16 protein-coding genes and 1 pseudogene are annotated in these 19,446 nt (G+C 49.3%); all 17 read right to left on the reverse strand.

Features of this window, described 5'->3' with window-relative positions; translation table 11 throughout:
- Positions 1–3 precede the first annotated feature (3 nt).
- Complete coding sequence (locus ATI45_RS06415; RefSeq protein ID WP_098418757.1) at positions 4–738, reverse strand: hypothetical protein; 735 nt, start codon at positions 736–738, stop codon at positions 4–6.
- A complete protein-coding gene (locus ATI45_RS06420) occupies positions 735–1,676 on the reverse strand; it encodes a sulfotransferase family 2 domain-containing protein (RefSeq protein WP_098418758.1) in 942 nt (313 codons plus the stop codon). Before ATI45_RS06420 ends, ATI45_RS06415 begins: the two co-directional genes overlap by 4 nt.
- Positions 1,676–2,077, reverse strand: a complete 402-nt coding sequence (locus tag ATI45_RS21865) for a hypothetical protein (RefSeq protein ID WP_143751140.1) — start codon at positions 2,075–2,077, stop codon at positions 1,676–1,678. Before ATI45_RS21865 ends, ATI45_RS06420 begins: the two co-directional genes overlap by 1 nt.
- A gap of 99 nt (positions 2,078–2,176) precedes the next feature.
- Entirely contained in the window at positions 2,177–3,040 is an 864-nt protein-coding gene (gene rfbA, locus ATI45_RS06430) for a glucose-1-phosphate thymidylyltransferase RfbA (RefSeq protein ID WP_098418760.1), read from the reverse strand.
- Positions 3,041–3,078: 38 nt separating this feature from the next.
- Entirely contained in the window at positions 3,079–4,680 is a 1,602-nt protein-coding gene (locus ATI45_RS06435; protein ID WP_098418761.1) for a glycosyltransferase, read from the reverse strand.
- On the reverse strand, positions 4,677–5,222 hold the full coding sequence (locus tag ATI45_RS06440; protein WP_098418762.1) for a hypothetical protein: 546 nt from the start codon (positions 5,220–5,222) through the stop codon (positions 4,677–4,679). Before ATI45_RS06440 ends, ATI45_RS06435 begins: the two co-directional genes overlap by 4 nt.
- Before the next feature lie 32 nt (positions 5,223–5,254).
- A complete protein-coding gene (locus tag ATI45_RS06445) occupies positions 5,255–6,739 on the reverse strand; it encodes a glycosyltransferase family 2 protein (protein WP_098418763.1) in 1,485 nt (494 codons plus the stop codon).
- A gap of 444 nt (positions 6,740–7,183) precedes the next feature.
- Positions 7,184–8,905 carry a hypothetical protein gene (locus ATI45_RS06450; protein ID WP_098418764.1) on the reverse strand — a complete coding sequence of 574 codons (1,722 nt, stop codon included), beginning with the start codon at positions 8,903–8,905 and terminating at the stop codon, positions 7,184–7,186.
- Between the two features lie 66 nt (positions 8,906–8,971).
- Entirely contained in the window at positions 8,972–9,556 is a 585-nt protein-coding gene (locus ATI45_RS06455; protein ID WP_098418765.1) for a hypothetical protein, read from the reverse strand.
- A 9-nt stretch (positions 9,557–9,565) separates the two neighbouring features.
- The gene (locus ATI45_RS06460) at positions 9,566–10,900 is read right to left on the reverse strand and encodes an AAA family ATPase (RefSeq protein ID WP_098418766.1); all 1,335 of its coding nucleotides are present in this window, start codon (positions 10,898–10,900) and stop codon (positions 9,566–9,568) included.
- A 65-nt stretch (positions 10,901–10,965) separates the two neighbouring features.
- On the reverse strand, positions 10,966–12,180 hold the full coding sequence (locus ATI45_RS06465; RefSeq protein ID WP_218926122.1) for a class I SAM-dependent methyltransferase: 1,215 nt from the start codon (positions 12,178–12,180) through the stop codon (positions 10,966–10,968).
- 45 nt (positions 12,181–12,225) lie between these two features.
- Entirely contained in the window at positions 12,226–12,963 is a 738-nt protein-coding gene (locus ATI45_RS06470) for a glycosyltransferase (RefSeq protein ID WP_179888389.1), read from the reverse strand.
- Between the two features lie 25 nt (positions 12,964–12,988).
- Positions 12,989–13,882: a transposase gene (locus ATI45_RS06475; protein WP_098418768.1), complete on the reverse strand. Its 894-nt coding sequence runs from the start codon at positions 13,880–13,882 to the stop codon at positions 12,989–12,991.
- A gap of 56 nt (positions 13,883–13,938) precedes the next feature.
- On the reverse strand, positions 13,939–14,178 hold the full coding sequence (locus ATI45_RS06480) for a hypothetical protein (RefSeq protein ID WP_098418769.1): 240 nt from the start codon (positions 14,176–14,178) through the stop codon (positions 13,939–13,941).
- A 148-nt stretch (positions 14,179–14,326) separates the two neighbouring features.
- Positions 14,327–15,151: a class I SAM-dependent methyltransferase gene (locus ATI45_RS06485; protein WP_218926123.1), complete on the reverse strand. Its 825-nt coding sequence runs from the start codon at positions 15,149–15,151 to the stop codon at positions 14,327–14,329.
- 298 nt (positions 15,152–15,449) lie between these two features.
- Positions 15,450–16,547 (reverse strand): annotated as a pseudogene (locus tag ATI45_RS06490) (ISAs1 family transposase).
- A 198-nt stretch (positions 16,548–16,745) separates the two neighbouring features.
- Positions 16,746–19,439 (reverse strand): glycosyltransferase, encoded by a 2,694-nt coding sequence (locus ATI45_RS06495; RefSeq protein WP_098418771.1) that lies wholly within the window; start codon positions 19,437–19,439, stop codon positions 16,746–16,748.
- Between the last annotated feature and the right edge of the window lie 7 nt (positions 19,440–19,446).

A 19,446-nucleotide genomic window follows, 5' to 3' on the forward strand; every position in this document is an offset into this window, starting at 1 on the left:
AACCTAGGTGTTAATGCCAAGAATACTGTTGAGTGACCGGTTTCTGTTCAACTCCCTGGACTGATAAAACGGTTGCACAAAAGACCGATCAAGACCAGGAACATACCTTGCCAGAGAAAAACATTTACGGTGGCCACTCGGATTATTGCGCTCACCAATTACACTCTCGTAGTAATGTCGATTCGGGCTCCGACTCAACTCGATTTGCCTCAGATAAGACGCTCTAATCCAGAAAAAGTTATGCCAGGCCCAGCCAAATCGTGACGGAAATAAACAAGCTTTAGCCACCGAGCTCTTTGTGAAAATTGAGTCAACCGGACACGAGAGCAAAATGTCCATATGCATTCTGAAGATTTTCATTTGTGCGGGACGACGGTTGAAAATCCCTTTGGAATGGGAATACAGGAATAACGCATCTTCCTGATATTGCTCAGCACAAACCTTCATAGCGTTAAACCCGGGATACTCAAAATTATTTTCCCGGAAGATCAAGTCTTGAAAAATCTCAAAACCATACTTATTTGCCACCGACCATACCGAAGCATCCACCGGGGACGGTGCGGTCACCACCAACTTAACTTTATGATCTAAGTTGTTATACCTGAGAAGATGGAAGATAAACGCCGCCTGAGTATCAAAGTAGTTCAATCGATCCAAACAATCAGATTCAGCCTCTTTTTCATTTCCAATGTAAACCTGAAAAAACAATACCTTAGGGAGTCGGCTTGAACTACTCACACTGCAATTCCAGCTTTAGCTAGAAGCACCTGACCGGTTTTCTCGACTCTCACATCAACACAATCGCTTCCTTTTAAGTCGAGAGGCATCCTGAAACCGACATACCCTCGTCTTGGCACAAAAAACCTGCATAGCGGAGGACAAAAATCAACAGCACGAACAATCTTGTGCTGAAAACCATTTACAAGAATCACAATACTAACCGGCTCTTCGGACTGAGCCCACCATGCCCATCCGGAAACTACTGCCCCGCGTACTGAACAAGCCCCATGCACCCATGGCAAGCTCGCGGCTACTAACCGCGACCGCTCCATCAACAAGGAACGACAGCGGTTATAGAAGTTAATATCTTGGTTATTGAGCCGCGAAATTTCACGCACCACAGAGGAACTCAAATCATGCTTCATCCCACGCTTTGTATGCGCCCTGTTCAACTTCAGCTCAGGAATTGAAATGCCATACCGGTGATTTATGAGGCTCAGACTCGCTTTATAGTGCTCAGTGACCCCAATGAAACCATAAGCAGCAACCGGCAAATTTCCGAGTACACTTAATTGACGATTTCTGTACTTATTTTGCCGATAAAATTTTTCAAAACTCCCTTGGTAACTATTTATTCTGACATGGTGAGAGTATTCAGACGCTATCCTCTGAACCGGATCACGGACAAAAGTGACCGTATTCGCAGCACCACACCCTGCAATAAATTTATCCACAGAGACATGGCCTGATATCATCGTTATACCTGCATCTTTGCAGGCATCAAAAAACTTATATGGATCTTTATTTTCACCATAGATATATTGGTGAACAAGCTCTGAAGTTTCATTGGCTTCCTGATTATAGTCATAAGCAATATTACAACTGCCAAAATACTGTTCAGCACCGATTCGAAAACTTGTGCCTGCGGTTTTCGGCATATGAACAAAATTCAACATCAGGCTTTCATCCGGGATTTTAATTCAAAAAAAACATAACTGTAATACTCAGGCATAACGTGAGTGTCCATTTCTGCCGTGGAACAATCAGCATATTCCAAGCGTGTGAAACCTGATCTCGCATACACATGCTCAGAAGACGCAATAAAAATATCTTCATGCAATTTTATATCCCGGACGGCTTTTTTCATCCATTCGCCGCGACGGGCTCTCTGTTCTGTGCCCGTTAAATCCCTTTTTAGCCAGAAACTTACCTGTATGCTGGGCAAGATACGAACCAAAGGTAACAACCCGGTCCCCGGGTGTAATTCTGAACTTCGGATCCCACAGCCCGGAAATATCAAACATAGACCGGCTAGCAACAGCTGTTTTCCAAAATACCTCGTTACCGAGGTGCTCATGAGAATTCACTACCATACCCTTCTAAAAGTGGCTTAGTCTGCAAAGAAACTCTTTGGCCCTTTCGGGGATTTGGTGGCTTTCGCGACCACTGAGAGTATTTACTTCAACAAGCCCCTCAAATACTGCCCGTAGCTGGTCTTATTCAGCTTATTAGCACACTCCAGCAGGTACTCATCACTGATCCAACCCTGACCCCAGGCAATCTCTTCCAAACAGGCCACTTTCAAGCCCTGACGGTGCTCTATTGTCTGAACATACTGGCTGGCTTCAAGCAGGCTGTCGTGGGTACCGGTATCCAACCAGGCAAAGCCGCGGCCCAGGCGTTCTACGTGCAAATCACCGCGCTCCAGGTAGGCGTTATTCACACAGGTGATTTCCAGCTCTCCCCGAGCAGAGGGTTCTACGTTTTTGGCGATTTCCACCACGTCGTTGTCGTAGAAATACAGGCCCGTTACGGCGTAATTGGATTTTGGCTGTGTCGGTTTTTCTTCGATGGACAAGGCCTTGCCGTGTTCATCAAAATCCACCACGCCAAAGCGTTCCGGGTCTTTCACCATGTAGCCAAATACAGTGGCTCCATGGGGCTTGGCCGCGGCACGTTTCAGCTGGTCAGAGAAGTGCTGGCCGTGAAAGATGTTGTCGCCCAGTACCAGGCATACGGGGTCTTTGCCAATGAACGCTTCGCCGATAATAAACGCCTGCGCGAGGCCATCCGGGCTGGGCTGTTCAGCGTAGCTGAAGCTCACCCCGAACTGCTGACCATCACCCAAGAGGCGTTGGTACTGGGGCAAATCGTCCGGGGTGGAAATGACCAGAATCTCTTTGATACCTGCCAGCATCAACACCGAGATCGGATAATAAATCATGGGCTTGTCGTAAATGGGCAGAAGCTGCTTGGAAACGCCGTGGGTAATCGGGTGCAGGCGCGTGCCGGAGCCGCCGGCAAGGATGATACCTTTCATAAACCTTCCTGGTGAATACGCGTATGTTTTTGAATACGTTATCGAAATTTATTATACAGCTGCCAGTAGTCGGCGGCCATCTCGGCGCAACTGCGCTGTCCTTCTTTTTGCCAGCGGTCAACATGGCCTAGGGCTTTTTGCCAGGCCTCCGGTGTTTGCGCGGCCAGTATGGTCGCCGCCATGGCCGGTGCGGTGATGGTTTCCGCTAACCAGCCGGCGCCGGTTTTCTGCAGGCGTTCGCCCACCGCGCCGGTATTAAACCCTACAACCGGCAAGCCAACCGCCCAGAGTTCTGTCAGCGTGTGGCACCAGGTTTCTGGCCAGATAGACAAAACCGCGCCCAAGTGGGGGCGAAGAGTGGCGACATGCTTGTGGAAGTCTTCCCGCCGGTACTCGCCATGCACCACAATGTTCGCAGGCGCGCTGTTTTGCACATCGGCAGACAAGGTACCTAGAATGTGCCAACGCACATGGGCCAACTCGGGCATTTGCGCCAACTGCAACAGTATGTTGGCGCCTTTTGCCTGGGCCATATGGCCCGGCACCAGAATACGTAAAGGCTCATCGAGTTCTGGCTGTACCGCCAAGGCGGCCAGAGTATCAAAATCCCGGCCATGAGCAATCACCGGAAAGGGTTTGCCCGCCAACGCGGGAAACACGTCCAACATGGTATCGCGCACCCGTGCAGATGTGGCAACAAACCCCGAACACAAAGCGAGGGCGCCGGCGAACTGATTTTGCCAGGTATAAACAGACTCGTGCTTAAGAGGCCGAACCTGATCATCAGGCCATAATTCCTGGTGACACTCCCCCTGGCTTGCGGTACACCGGCCGCCACAAAAAACCTGGCGTTCATCCAACAATTTTACAGAAGGGCAAGCCGCGTAATAATCGTGAAATGAATACACCACTGGAATACCCAGCTCGCTGGCCACATCCATCAAGCCAAGGCTTTGCCAGGCGGAATGGCGCACGTGAATCAGCTGAATGCCATAGGCTTCAAGCCATTGTTTCGCCATCGCATCGTAACCGGCCAGGCTGTGGGGAAAGGCCGAAACCGGTTGCTCCAGGCGGTAACGCTCAAGAGGCACGTAAATGCCCTGGCTGAACAAATACAACACTATGTGCGGCCCAGTGCAGCGCAATACAAAACACTCCACCTGGGTATCCACCCGTGTACCCAGGGCAGCCATCAAATCCTGATTGGTTTGTGGAGTGCCGCCGGATTGAACGGATAGCACATATAAAACTCGCAACACACCATCCGGTGCCAGCCCAGGATGGCTACCGAACCAAGATGGAAGAACGTTCGGTAAGGGGGACTCTGGCCAGCGTGACCCCGCCAGCTTTTTCAGCGCCCGCTCCTCAGGGGTAAGCGGACGCCCCTCCCGAAAACCGGCATTCAGGAAATGCTTTAAGGGGTGTATCAGGCCCGGATCAAGATCCGAATTGGCTGCAAGGTATTGCGCGGGATCAAACCGGAGCCCCGGCTTGCGGCCCTCTGCAAGGCCGTACTCGACAAAGTGATCCCACGGCGCAATCCCACTGGCACGAACATCCGCGTTAGCGGCAAGATACCAGTCTGCATCAAATAACCTGAGCTTCTCCAGCAGCGCCAGCTGCTCTGGCGTCAGGCTCATTCATCGTCCATGGGTGGCGCGAAAGCTCGCCCTTCACTGCGCCCGAACCGCAAATAATGAACCAACGGGTTGATGCGGGCTTTGGCGACATCCGCATTGGTGCGAATATAAAACGCCGAATGAAACTCCGGGCAAGGATTACGGCCTTCAAATCCACCAAACAAGGCGTAGTGCGCGGCCGGGTTTTTAGCGAACTTTTCAGATTCCGCCACATCTGGATAAACTTCCAGATACCATTCCGCATCAAACAAATCGCTTTCGGCAATCAGCGCCACATGTTTAAGATTTTTCTCCCGTTCTTCCTGAGTCATGGGCGCGACCACGGCCGCTGCAGAGGCTGCTTTAGCGACAGCCGCCTCTGCCTGCTCACGCAGGACCTGAACCTGCTGTTGCAGCGCATCTGCCTCGGCTTGCTCTTGCTCCAAAAGCTCCGTCGACCGGGCAATCTCATCAAACCGCTTGGCAACAGCCGCCTGCTGCGCCTGCAACTGCTGCTGCAACTCGTCTAAACGGTGCTTACTGTTATCGTCTGACACATTCATATCCTATTTCCATAAAAAAGCGTTTTCTACCATCAAGGCAGTATATCAAGCGGAGCCTGAAACGGGCGATGTTCCGGGTGCTGAGCCAGGTACAGATCAGCCGGTTGCCCGGCCTGTTTATGCCAGGCAAAGGCCGCCTTCCGGTAGTCAGCCCTAACCCCGGAAAACTGCGTTGCCAAATGGGTGCGCGGCATTACCGTAAGCGCCGTAGGCACCACACGGCCAAACGCCAGCGGCACTCCCGGCAGCACCTCGCCGGTCGAATTCGGCCCGAACACGGCACGAATACGGTCATAGTATTCCGTGTCGGCCTCTACCCGCACGTTGTCCCAGTAGCCCAACCTGTCAAACACCTTGCGCCGGAACAGAAGCGACGAAGTGTTGCGGTACACCCAACCTTCTTCCATCCGCCAACGGCTGAACACAAGCTTCGGCGTACAGCGTACCCAGTGGGAGTTACAGACCAGCCAAAGCGGGTTGTCCTGCAAGCTCTGCCATTGCAGTTCAAGCTTCTGGGGGTGCGACCAGTCATCAGCGTCGTGCACGGTAAGACACGCACCACGAGCTTCCGACAAACCGCGATTTCGCGCGGCATAAGCCCCTGCATTTTCTGACTGGCGCAGAACCCGAAAGCCCGGATTCTTGCTAGCAAAAGCCTCGGCAATATCGGCGGTGTTATCGGTGGAGGCATCATCCACCACAATCACTTCCAGCGCTCCCGGGTAAGCCTGGGCCAGAGTTTGTGCCGCCAGGCTTTTCAACGCCGTCAATAAACCTGCGCCCGCACTAAAGGCCGGGACAATAACGGAAACCAGTGGCGCCTGCTGTGTGCCTTCACACCGCCCAAGAAAAACCGCGGGCTCTGCGGTGGCCAGGTTGTCCATCGTGAGCAGCTCATCAGAAGAACCCAGGCAAACCGTTTGCAGACCTTGCCGTTGCCATACCCGGTTAATCCAACTTAGGCGCTGGGTTTGCAAAGCATTCGGCGGGAATTCTGAAGCCCCGTTGCCATGCACACCCGTTGCCGCTAACAGATTGGCAACAGCCAGGCAGCCATCTGCAAGTGCCGGCGCGATCGCAACAAAACACCCCGCTTTGCGCCAGGCCTCCGATAACTGCCCACCGCGGGTAAGCGCCTCTACCTCAAGCAACTCCGGCCCATAATGGGCGGGTAAACGCAGCTCATATTCCGCACGCTGTGCCAGCACAGCAGCCGCTTTTTGCCACTCCTCTCGCCAGGCGTACCAACGGCCCAGTGAAAATGCTGCATAGGAGGCTTCAAGTGGGTTTGCATCACCCAGCAATTGCTGCAAAACCTGCAAGCAATCCGCCACCGGAGTGGTTTTTTGCCATAAGGCATTATCCCATTCCGGAGCCCTCAACTGGCAGGGCATGCGGCCTTCTTTTATGCCGTGGCTCAGGTAATGTTTGAGTGGGTCAATGCCTGCTTGGGCTATGTCCGGGTATTGGTGAAGGTACCAGTGGGGGTTGAACCAGGATGGTGTTTTTTGGAGCATAGGTTTGGAAAGTTTTACCGCCGATACTATGGCTTGAAAAAGCGAATTATTTAAGGCCGGGTGGCCCTAAAAGCACCATTATCGCCTTCCGGTGGCGACGTAACATCAGTCATAGTTAGCCTGTTCATACGTTTTAAGAGATTTGGCAACCTGATCCCCAACTCGCAACCAGCACTTCCCCAAACGCTGCTCAGGTGTGCCTTTCGGCATGTACTCGATATAGTTTCCTGTCGGCCAAAACTCCATTACTGAAGCTGCCGCGCGAACCCTACGTGACGACCGAATACGAACTTTCATATTAAAGGCTCCTAGAGGTCTTTTGGGATGACATCCCACAACGCTTTTTCATAACATAGCAAACCCTGCAACCCTCGTCGAATCTTGCCAAAATTTTGAACAAAAAGTTTCTCCTCATCTTTCACATAACAGCGTATCTGGTGCCCCCTAGCCGTGGATCAGGCATTCCAAGGCTTCAATGGCAGCAATGAGATCATTCAGTACCTCTGGCGATACGGGTCGACCGTGTGCCGCATCATTGCGAATGCTCATGATCTTCTGGATCCGGCTGAGGTGCCATTTATCAAATGCAGGACGCAAGCCTTTTCGCTTATATTCCTTGAGCTGCCGATGAATGGGCGGCATCCGAGGTGGATCTTGGCTCTTCTCCAGGGCGACCCTTTTTATTTCTGCGCAGGTCTCAGCCGATAGTTTCGCCCCATACTGCCTGAGGAACTGATCTCGAGTATTCACTTCCATTTCGACTAAGCGTGGTGTGATCGCATCAGCGACAAAAGCTTCGAAGGCACCGGCCAAATCCAGCACTGCACGTCGAGTGTTGTACGCAGAGACATGAAACTTAGCACTTTCCAAGAGCTCGCGCCCAAAGCCGATATGTTCAACATCATGAGGTTTAAACCGAACTTCATCTTTTAGCATGGGAGCGCCGGCGCTCACCCGCAAGAACTCAAAGTTTGCCATCGGGATGTTCCGAGCAAGGCGACCGACAGAGTCAAACTGCTTAAAAGCGAGCTGGTTCAGATCGCCTGGGAGCACCTCTGGAATATCGCTGCGACCGGTCTCTGCCCGCAACCCCATTATGAACTTATTAAGTCTGAGAACCGCAACGCGCAACGCTTCTGGATAGGTCTCTATGTTCTTGTATTGCACATTGCCTGGAGGATAGGCGGTATCAATCTTCAGTTCTCCAGGAAGCCACAGTTCAACAACGCTCTGTGCGTAAAGGCCCGACGGGCTCATCATACTGTCGAGACGCATACCTTGCGTAGCTTTCCAGCCAGCGCGAGGATTGATAACACGCACGTGTTGCACGAACGCAATCACACCCTCGCTTCGGTAAATGCCCTCCAAAACAGGCAAAGCAAAGGGCAGCTGAAACCTCAGCCAGCTGCCCGGCAAAGGGCGCAGGGATTCAAACTCTTCACGAATAGCCCGCAATGCGGGATAGTAATCTAGGCTTCTGTCATCGTATACACCAGCTATGTGCTGGCTTCGCTGAAGATAGAAGCAGCCAGGATCAAAACCAAGAACCTGAAGCAGCTTTTCCGCTGCAACTGCCTTCCCATCAGGGGTACGCAAATCTTCCGAAAGAATAGCATCAAGAGTAGACTCGGCTGCTTTCGTCTCAGCGGGAAGCTTCTGCCGAGCTTCTTCAAGGGTGGCTTGAGCTTCGGGGTGGCCGTCCAGCACAAGACGATGGAGCTGGAGGAGACCAAACAGCCTTGCAGCATCTAATGTGTTCGGCGCTGGGTTCAAAATCTTTTCAAGCAACTTGCCTGGCGCGCTATAAGTCCACTGTGGTTTAGGCTGCAGTCCCTCCTTGGCGGCAGCAATGATTTGAAGCTCCGCATTGAGTTCCTTAGCGATTGATATGTCAGTTTCCGTGCCAGAGGTAACACGGAGTTCCGGAACCCCATCCAGCGAAGATAAAAGATGTGCAATCCCGCGGGCAACCTCTCCCCAGTCTCCACCCCTTTCAGCTGGTATATTCAGCTCAGGGTATAGGGTAGGTTTATGCAGTGCAGCTGGCCCCTGTGGCTGTTCATCAGCGTAAACATTCATAAAGGGAGCGAAACCATCGAGCTTTTCCTGCAAACGTTGGAATAGCGGGATTATCTGCCCGTGAATCCAAACTTTATTAATCGCCATGCTTCTGCTTTTAAACCTATTTAGCCGATAGATGAAGTCCGGAATCAAACCAAGCCTTAGAACTTGTCATTGCGCGGAAAATAAACCCGATAAGGATACTTCTGCCAAACCGTCACTGCCTAAGTGTGTTTTCGTGTGCCTGAAACGCCGCCCTTCAATATCCAACACGTCCTGTTGCCAAGTGCGGAATGGCGTTTTAGCTGGCTCCCCGGTTGGCAGCTTCAAAAATACCGGATTCGACGTACCCATTGCTGACAGCTTGTCTTCCCGGTAAGCGGTATAGAAAGTAACCTCTCTTATCTGCACACCAATAACACCGGCTAACGCCACCGCATTGATTAAACCGCCTTGAAACTGCTTTATCACATGACTCCAAGACTTCTCTTTTATCGTTCTTTTACACTCGACAATGTGTAAAAAAGCTTCAAACTCATTAATAAACTCCAAAACAGTGCCATCGGCCACTTTCCGGAATTTTATATAAACCAGAGCATTTTTCTCTGTCGTTTTCACTGAGAGCAGTTTTTTTGAGGAGACGAAAGTAACCTCCGCTTTACCCTCCTCGGCCGGCTCAATCACACTTACCCTGTAACCATACTGGTAGTGATTAGCGTCAAACCAACTTAGGCGCGTACTGAAGTCAAAATCCATTTCTACCGCTTACTCCATGATGTCCATTGTTTCTTCAGACAAGTCCAGCAAAGCTTGATTAAACGTAGGCGCCACAAAGCCATAGTTTGTACGCTCTAGCGCACTTACCTCAGAACGGCCATCTTTTCCCACCGTAAACTGATAGGCCCTCACCTGGTCAGCTTTTAACAGATCGTCCTTCTGGTAGCCGTACCGGGCCACCAACTCCGCGCTATCCTTGCGGCCCTCCAAACGAATCATGTTGTTAACCTGCTGAAAAATCGTATCGCTATGGGTTGTGCACCATACCGGCACGCCCGCAGTCACCACTCGGGACAGCGCTCTCATAAGCTTGCGCTGTAACGCAGGGTGCAGATGGGCCTCTGGCTCTTCGATAATCAGGGATTTGTACTTGATATTGGAACGAAGGAAGATCACCACCGGCGACAGTTCGCCAACCAGTGATGAAGCAACATGATAGGGCAACGAGGTGTTTGCTTTAGCGGGCCGATAGGAATAGGAGTTAATCGCGCCCTCCGACGACTCCACCTTTCCACCCATTAAGTCGTGCTCAATGTAATTGGCGATGGGTAAAAGCTTGGCCAAGCGGGACTCCCGATTTTCTGTCAAACCCTGTAAAAAGCGCACCACAGGCAGCGTGAACGCGCTGCTCACGCTTTGGCCACCCCAAGCATCCATCAGCTCAGCTGTCAGCGCTTTATAAGTCAGCATAAAGCCGGAACGCGCGGCGGGAAGGTACAAGGTTTCGCCTTCTACGCGCCGGTTCACCTTCGCGCCAACCGGAAACAGCGGCGAGCTGAGATCGCCCATGATTAAATTCCAGCACAGGTACTGGATCATCCGGTATTTATCCGCATCGGAAGGGCCGGCTCCAGAAACTAACGGGAACCTCACATAATGCTTGCCAGACGAAAAACGCCACTGAACATTGTCTGCCTCGTCCTTTTCATCCCACTGAATTGCCAGCGGTTTGACACGCTTGAAGTCGCTGATTGACAGGTGGTCAATGGATAACTCTGAATGAGAAAACACTTCTTGCACCAGCTCGTTCTTGCGGGATCGCAATAACGTGTTAAACCACCCTACCAATGCCGCTTCGAAGTCTGGCGTAACCTGAGTGACACCCGGATGCAAAAGCTGCTCACAACGCTTATACGCGTCTGTGGCGGGCGGCTCTTTGGGAAACAATGTGCGACCCTTGGCGAGCACACCCCACAGCATAGACACCAGATAACTCTTGCCAGTGTTGTTTTCACCGACAAAAAGCACCAAAGGCGCCACTTCCACCTGCGCTGATCGAATCTTGCCAAAATTCTGTATATTCAACGTCCAACGCTGTTGCATTACATTTTCCAGATTTTGAAAAGAAGGGAGCTTTGTCGTTACCACTTAGGAGTATAGCAAGCCAGCTAACCAACCTCATGATCATTGCCACCAAAATCAAAAAGCGACTCCGCATCTTCCTCCAACCTACTAGGTGCGCCAGAGGAAGAATCCACAGAATCAACATCAGACTTGCCCGGGCGAGTTAAACGCCCCAAACCTTTCTCCAACGCGTAATACTCCACCGTAAAGCCGTAATCCTTGGCCCATCGCTCGCAAATATCCTTCTCTTCCTGGCGGATGGTGTCGTCCAGCCACACCTCGGCATGGGGCGAGAGTTTGTCGGCCAGAGCAGGCAATGCGGGGTAGCGGCTGAATAAGCAAGTCGCGCCAGGTGGGCCATCCACCCACAGCAGATCAACCTGTTCGATGTCGTCGAATAGCGATTGCGCATACCAACGGGAAGGCTTTTCAGCGCCCTCGGGGTTCAGGTGTTCGCCTTCCCAGGTTTCCAGATCGCCGATACGCAGACCTACCCAGCCTTGCAGTTGTTCGGCTTCGAGCGTCTCCAGCGTTTGCGCGCCGTAGTAATCGCTGTGTTCCATAGAGATCAATCGGCCGCTGCCGTTCTGGCGCAAGGCATCAGCGATTACCAGCGTAGACGCACCACTGCCGAACTCCACCACCACACGGGGCCTCGTGGCCATGATGTGGGTATGCAGGCGCAGCAGAACATCTGGCGAGGCAGCCCAGCCCCGCAACGGCGGCAACTGGCCTTTGATGGCCAGGCGGCGCTGTAGCCAGGAAAGGCTTTCCAGCTGGGCGTAGAGGCGATTCTGGACAATGACCAGATCCCTGGTGAACCGATCAGCGTTGTCCTTGCTTGCCTGCAACAGCTTTGTCTCCAGCTGCTCAATCTGATTATCTAGCATCATCTCGGCCTTCTTGTTGTCCGATTTCAATGAATCCGCACCTATAACGTCGAACTCTTTATCGTGCCCCTTATTCAGCGAATGCGACTGGATAGCCAGCCGATAAATACTCAAAAGCTGCTCGTGCACCTGCTGAGCATCAAAAAAATTCTGGACTATTTGAACCCCAAACACTCCCAACCTGGCGCGGTAGCTTTCAGAGGTAAGAAGCTTACCCATGTCCTGATGCACCTTGCTGGAGCTATAGTCCTTTTGACAATTACCCACACCACCGAAATTCGAATAGACCGCCTGCTGCCAGGTACCCGGCTGCACCAGGCCGACATAACTTTTACTACCCACTGCAATGGCGGGTACACCGCAGCTCATGGTCTCCAGAGCGCAGCGGCCAGGAGCGAATACGAAAGTGCTGACTCAATAAGCATCGCGTAATGCCTCACCTTCGAGCCAACCGGAGAACTCCAGCGTGTTATCACCCCGAAGCGCTCCAAGGCGTGTGCGGAATTCATCACTGTGGGTGCCATCACCTACGACAACCCAAGCCACCTTCCCCACATAGTGCGTCCCCGCGTATTCCACGGCATCCGCAAAGACATCCAGAATAAAGGCCTTGTCCTTATCCAGCCGCGAAACCAGCGCAACCTGCAACCTTCCATCATCAATACGCGGCTTCACACCCAAAGGCTTGAATAGCTCAGTATCCGGTACATTAGGCACCACATGAAATTTCTCTGGCACCCCTACATTTTCACCCTGCAAAAAATCCCGGATTCCGGGCGACACAGTTAGAACAGCGGCCACTTTATCAATATACCGAGCAAGATCGTCCGTGTATTTTCCGTGAAGAGTCAGAATGAAAGGGATATACAGCCGGTCAGCCACCGCCTGCCCAAACGTACGGGCCGCGAACGGATGGGCATACACCAAATCAAACGGCTGTGCAGAATGTATTTTGAGTACGGCCTCAAGGGTTGAAGCCTGGTCAGAAAAATCCGTTCGGATTACGCCGATACCATGGCCCACGAGCGAATCGGAAAACGGACCGGCAGGACAAACAATAGTGGCCTGATGGCCATTGGCGATCAGAAAACGAGCCGTTGCCAGAATGTTCTCGTGCAAGCCACCGTGCGAGGCTTTAAAAAAAACGGCCATTAATATGTGCATTAAAGGCAATTCATCACAAAGTTGGAGTCACAGAGTCTGCAGAGAGCCCAGGGCAGGTCTTGAATCTTGAATTCTCAGCGGCCTTTATAATCTTACTCACCGAAGAGTAATGCAGCCCGAAATATTCGGCAATGTCCTTCATTTTATAACCACCAGAAAGCCAAGCCTCTGATATTGCCTCGTTTCGTGATCGGGTGGTTTTCTCATAATGCGCAAGCGGCTTTGCTATCGGTCGCCTCTGGCTGCTGGGCACTTCATCCAAAACCCTATCGGAATCCAGCAAGCTCTGCATTCTTACAACAAAGGCATTATCGCCCAAAAATACCTGATTTTTGAGACCCTCCCAAGGTGAGGGCTGTCCCTTACCTTCTTCGACAAAGCGTTGATAACGTTCGCATGCCGTTTTTCGCCGGTTGGCAAAGCCGCTAAACAACCAATCTACATTCAACCAGGGCCTAACAGGCTCCATACCTGCTGTCGCGCGATAACTGCTCCAGCACCACTGCTGCGCCTTATATACCATCTTCGCCCGCACTGGGTTCAAAACAATATAACGCGCCAGCTCAAGCAAATAGGACTCTTTATCTACTAAGATGACTTTGAATCTACCCTGAAAAACATGACCAACACGATTGTGCCTTTTGTTGAACCGCTGAGTATAGCCGCCGTTAAGCTGCCGCATCCCCAATGACAAATTGGACTCAGGCGTTTCTATCAGAATATGGTAATGGTTGCTCATCAAACAGTACGCATGGCAAACCCAGTTGTAGCGCCAGCATACTTCACCAAGCACTTCCAGCCAGACTTCACGGTCCTCATCATTCAGGTAAATATCCTCCCTCCCATCGCCACGAGAGGTGACATAGTAAAGAGCTCCAGAAAATTCTATACGCAGCGGTCTAGCCATAAAATCGGGCCCAGCAGCTTAAAACAAAATTCACAAATCAAGACCTAACCCCGACTTCATGTGTGGGGCGGTGTTGTTTCACCTGCCACCAAGGCTTCGAGCAGCGGAAGCATGAGTTCGCTCAGCCCGCGCCACAGGTGGTGCGCCCAGGCAATAGCCCGGTTCGGCCCAGGTTGGCGGCCTTCAAATTGGCCATAGGTCAGATAGTGTTGGTAGGGGTTTACCCCCGCTTTAGCGACATCCGGGTAAGCCTGTAAATACCAATCAGCATCAAAATAGACAGCTTTATCCACCAAAACGATTACTCCAAGCACTCCCATTCTGATGAAAGACGCTGCTCTGTTTCGAATAACAAGGTAACACTCCCATTCATCACCGGATGCTGAGCAGGGCTTATTAGTCCCAGCGTTTTAACCAGGGCTCGCATGGAGCGCCAGAATTAAATCAGCCCTGCTGATCGTCACTTATCGAGAAATCAAACAAGTCATCCGGGGAAGCCGGTTCAGAGACAGCATTGGTTTCTGAACCTTTACGGATAAGCCTTCCTAGCCCCTTTTCCAACGGATAATAGCTCAACACAAAGCCACCATCTTTTGCCCAGCGCTCGCAAATATCCTGCTCTTCCTGGCGGATGGTGTCGTCTAGCCACACCTCAGCGTGGGGCGAGAGTTTGTCGGCCAGAGCAGGCAATGCGGGGTAGCGGCTAAACAAGCAAGTCGCGCCAGGCGGGCCATCTACCCAAAGCAAATCAACCTGTTCAATGTCGTCCAATAGCGATTTCGTATACCAACGGGAAGGCTTTTCAGCACTATCGGGGTTCAGGTGTTCGCCTTCCCAAGGTTCCAGATCGCCGACACGCAGATCCACCCAGCCCTGAAGCTGTTCGGCTTCGAGCGTCTCCAGCGTTTGCGCACCGTAGTAATCGCTATGTTCCATAGAGATCAGCTTGCCGGTGCCGTTCTGACGCAAGGCATCAGCAATTACCAGCGTGGACGCCCCACTGCCGAATTCCACCACCACACGGGGCCGCGTGGCCATGATGTGGGTATGCAGGCGCAACAGAACATCTGGCGAGGCAGCCCAACCCCGCAACGGCGGCAACTGGCCTTTGATGGCCAGGCGGCGCTGTAGCCAGGAGAGGCTTTCAAGCTGGGAGTAAAGACGGTTTTGAATAATGACCAAGTCGCGGGTAAATTTATCGGCATTATCTTTAACCGACTTCGATATCGCCTGTTCTAAGGCTTGTAGCTCGGTGGTGGTGATTTCCACACTGCTCTCCTTGTTATTTGTTAACTTTTTAGGTGGTAGCGCACTACTATTGGTCGGTTGAGTGGCAATAGGCAGTAGACTAAAGAGTACCGGTCGGCATGTAGCATGAGAGCCAGACACAGAAAAGCGACTCACGACTTTTCCAGTAACCTTATCGATTTCGAGGATTTCAGATGCAGGCGTATCTAACTTATCTTCTCGCCTGTCTTGGAATTGACTGTATCCCGAAAATACACGATTTTTAGTTACGTGCGCCCCCCCTTCCGACACCAAAGCCAGGGAAAACGCATGAAACGTTTCATACCGCGAGAGTCGCGGCAAGGTAGTTTTCATCCAGTGCCGCTTTATTCTGTTTTCGCCGGATGCCGCCTTTAAAATTCGTTTCACCTTTTAGATAATTCAACGCGATATGACGCACTCTCGCGAGGTTCTCAGCGGCTTAACCACGATGAATTTTACAGGCGTCTTCACGAAGTGCGACGTCCAAAGACCAGTGCAATTTATTCTCGATATACCCTTGCTGACGGGCCGCTTCGGCGAGCTTTTTTGCGCTCATCTCGGCTGAACTGATGTCGTAACGGATCATGGGTTCTGCGGGCGCTTTATCGACTTCGCTACGAAGTGACATGACCACACCGATTGTTTTAACCCAGGCCACTCATATCTAAGCTCTTGGAATTCTTCTGTAAAATCTTTTACGATATGGTACCGCGTTTCTTGGCGGCCGCGATTTTTCTCGTCAGTCACGTAGGCATCACCCTCAAAATCAACCAGCTCACTCACGGGGAAAGCCTGCTCAAAGGCCTTAACAAGCTTTGGCTGATTATCTTTGACTGACAGCAGGTAATTCGCGCCTTTGTCAAGCACACTCGCCATGATCTTTTTCTGACATTCCATGGCGTCAATAGTGACCGGGCAGCCTTGCAAATTTAGAAGCTTGAGTAGTTTCGGTATCGCCGTTATTTCGTTGGACTTTTCTGCGGTCTTCACTTGACCTAAGACCACGCCATTGGCGGCGCTAAAAGCACTGACCCTGTGGATGGCACCTTTGCCTTTTCCTCGGCAACAAGAGCCGCGTAACGTCTTGCCATCGATAACAACAACCGCTCCTTCAGTATCGTCATGGCACGCTTTCATCCATTCAGTAAGCGCGGTCTGAATCTGGTCCGCATTGATCAGTGCCATCACTCTGGCCAAGGTGTCGTGACTGGGTATACCACCGGTAAAATTGCCGTATTGAAGCAGACAATCCAGCTTTGAGTGGCCACAATCTTCAATTTCGTCCCATCCTTCAGAGCCACAAATCACCGTACATACCACTAGGAATAGAATGTCAGACAGCTGATATTGCACTTTCCCGGTTCCAAGATTGGCGAAAGTCGGGAATGATGTACAATTAGCGAAGAAGAGACGGCGCTGACATAGGGACATCCATGAGTAAAATTATTAGACAACCACAGTAATCTCAACCGGTGATGCTCTTCAAACCCCGCCACTGCGCGGTTTTTCTTTCATTTTCCCTGGGCTCGGTACAGGGCTACCGACTTGATGTAAGTGCGAATACTTGAACTATATAACCTGAAAATTTGTACGGTTATCCAGCATTTAATTTTAATTTTTTTGGTTTTTTTTTAATTTGCTTTAACATTTCTATTTTAAAGGGCTTACCAAAGCGAGCTAGTGTTCCGGTCGCATGCTGGCGAATATAGCGATAAATAGGTTTTTCTATAAATTCAATTTGACTTGACCAACATTGATCCATTAAAGGGTAGAGAAGCGCCACATCTGTACACACTGAAAACCATTTTTCGTTGTTATCTTTAAGGTCTTTTTCAGTTATTTTATCGTACAATATTCTCTTAAACGTTCTTAAGTGAGTGGCATTGAAAAGCTCAACGTCTCTAAAAGTTCTTTCATTAATTTGTTCAGCAGTATAAAAACTTTGTGGATTAATTATTTCATTTTGATCAATCCAATTTCCAATGGTCATTAAGCAATTTTTATTACTTAAATAGCGCATTGAAACTTCAAGTAATGCATCCTCAAGTAGAGCATCATCCATGTCCACTAATACGATAACCGTTTCCGGCTCACTTACTTCCATTATGCCCTGATGTCTCGCGAATGCAGGCCCGCTATTTTCCTCAATTTTAATGATTTGCGCATCAGGGAAAAAACGATTTGAATTTAATTTAGACAAAGTTTCGTCATTAGATCCGTCATCGATTAAAGTTACTTTAAAACTATAAGGGCCCATTTTTTGTTCAGCTAATGACCTTAAGCAGTTGTCTACGCTTTCGGCACAATTCCAGCCATTAATTATTATATGGAAACTTATAATATCTTGGTCTTTACTGGCTTTAATTGATGAAGTAACGGACTTGAATTTTTTTCTTAGAGCACGGCCTTGCTGAATACTCTGCGCCTCTTTTGATAGTAATTTTATACCAGCTGCTTCAAGAGCAATTAAAGAGTGGCATGTAATTAGGTGGCGCTCTGCATTTTTCCTTATTTTTCCGCTACTTAAATTACTCTTAATAAAGTCGTTATATACTCTGAAGTATTCCTGGGGCTCTTTATATGCTTCTTTCCATAAGCTATCTTCAAACTGTTTGTATTCTTTAAGCCAATTTTTTTCTCTAGGAATTGAGAATAAAGGAATGTTTTTTTCTGCGGCATGTTTAGAAAACCATAAATCACAAACCCCTTTAGTGTTAAAGCAATCAATAGTCGGCTTTAACGCTGAGCTATGCCATGCGGTTGTTCCTGTACCTAAAAGATCAACAAAAGTACCAATTTGTTTTGATGCAAAATGAAATACTTCTCTTTCTTTGAGTCTTGTGAAGTTTTCTTCAGGGAAGATTACACCGTGCAAGCCTACAACACAAGATCTTCCAAATAGTTCAATATAATGAATCATTTTGGAAGCATAATTTTCTGGGTATATCAAGTCGTCATCAAAGGTGAATACATAAGCGTCTTCGCCTTTGGGTAGGTCGAAAAATTTCCCGTTGTCACGTAAGTCACCTGCAGCATCTTGGCTTTTAATAACCTTAATTTTTTCATGCTGTAAAAAATCAGGTGTCTTTAAATAATTATTTAGGTAAATTATTAAATAGTCTACTTGGTGAATAACGCTTTTGACTGACTCTTTCAATGCCCCCTCTCGTGATGGGAAACTTGCCATCGCTCCAATGCGCTTTTGCCCTAATGAAGGTGATGCATTTTGCGCAGATGCCCCTAAAGAAAATGGTCGAGAGAGTAGAGGAAAAGATATATGCATAGAACATTTATTTTGGCCCGGAGTAGGCTTGTTACTTTTTTGCCATGAACTGAAATTTTCTGAGTATTCAATTCGTGAACTTGATAATTTTTGTTGTAAAGCACCATCTTGCATCTGATATGCAAAGCTTTCTTTTGAGGTTGTTAATGAATTCTCTACCGTTCTCAGATAGTAAATTTCGTCAGGTAGCTTTACTATAGACTCAATTCCAAATTGGCGCTGTATTCTCAACCTGAACTCTGAATCCCCTCCAAATCGAACTGTGTCATAATAACCTATCTCTTCTATTATTGATCTTTTCCAAAGGAGGCTATTTTCACCATGCTTGATTTCATTTAATGGCTTTGTATAGTCATTATTCCATCGTCTTATTCTTCCTAAGCAACCAACAGCAAGATTATTTTTTTTTATTTCACTTAGCTGAAGCAGAGTTTTTTTAGGCGATATTATATCATCACTGTCTAGTATGCTTATGTAATGCCCTTTAGCGTGTAAAACACCGATGTTTCTAGCGTAATAGCATCCAAAGTTTTTAAGTAGAGAAATAATTCTTACATTAGTGAATTTCTCCGATACGTCTCTAGCTATTTTGACTGAGTCATCTGAGGATGCGTCGTCGACAACTATAATTTCAATGTTTACCGCTATTTGAGACAGCGCAGCATGAATTGATTTTTTAATCCATTTTTCATTATTGTAGCTAGGTATGATGATTGATACAAGTTCACTATGTAATATTGGAGAGCTGGAAATTATGTTGCTTTTTGAGAATGCAGCGTCTAAGCGTGATGGTTCATATTTTTTTTCTATGCTGTTTTTATCTAATGATTTCTTGCAGAGAGCTAAGTTAGTTTCAAAAAGTCTAGACCCATACCTTTCGGCTGCTTGTTTATACAATTCTTCAGCTTCTAGGTATTCACCTTTTTTAAAGGCACTGTTGGCCCATTTTACGATTGTAGTGGTCATAGTGTGTCTATTAACGGTTAATGGATTACTGCTGGTCATTCACTGC

Source organism: Marinobacter sp. LV10MA510-1 (assembly GCF_002563885.1).
Lineage (GTDB): Bacteria > Pseudomonadota > Gammaproteobacteria > Pseudomonadales > Oleiphilaceae > Marinobacter.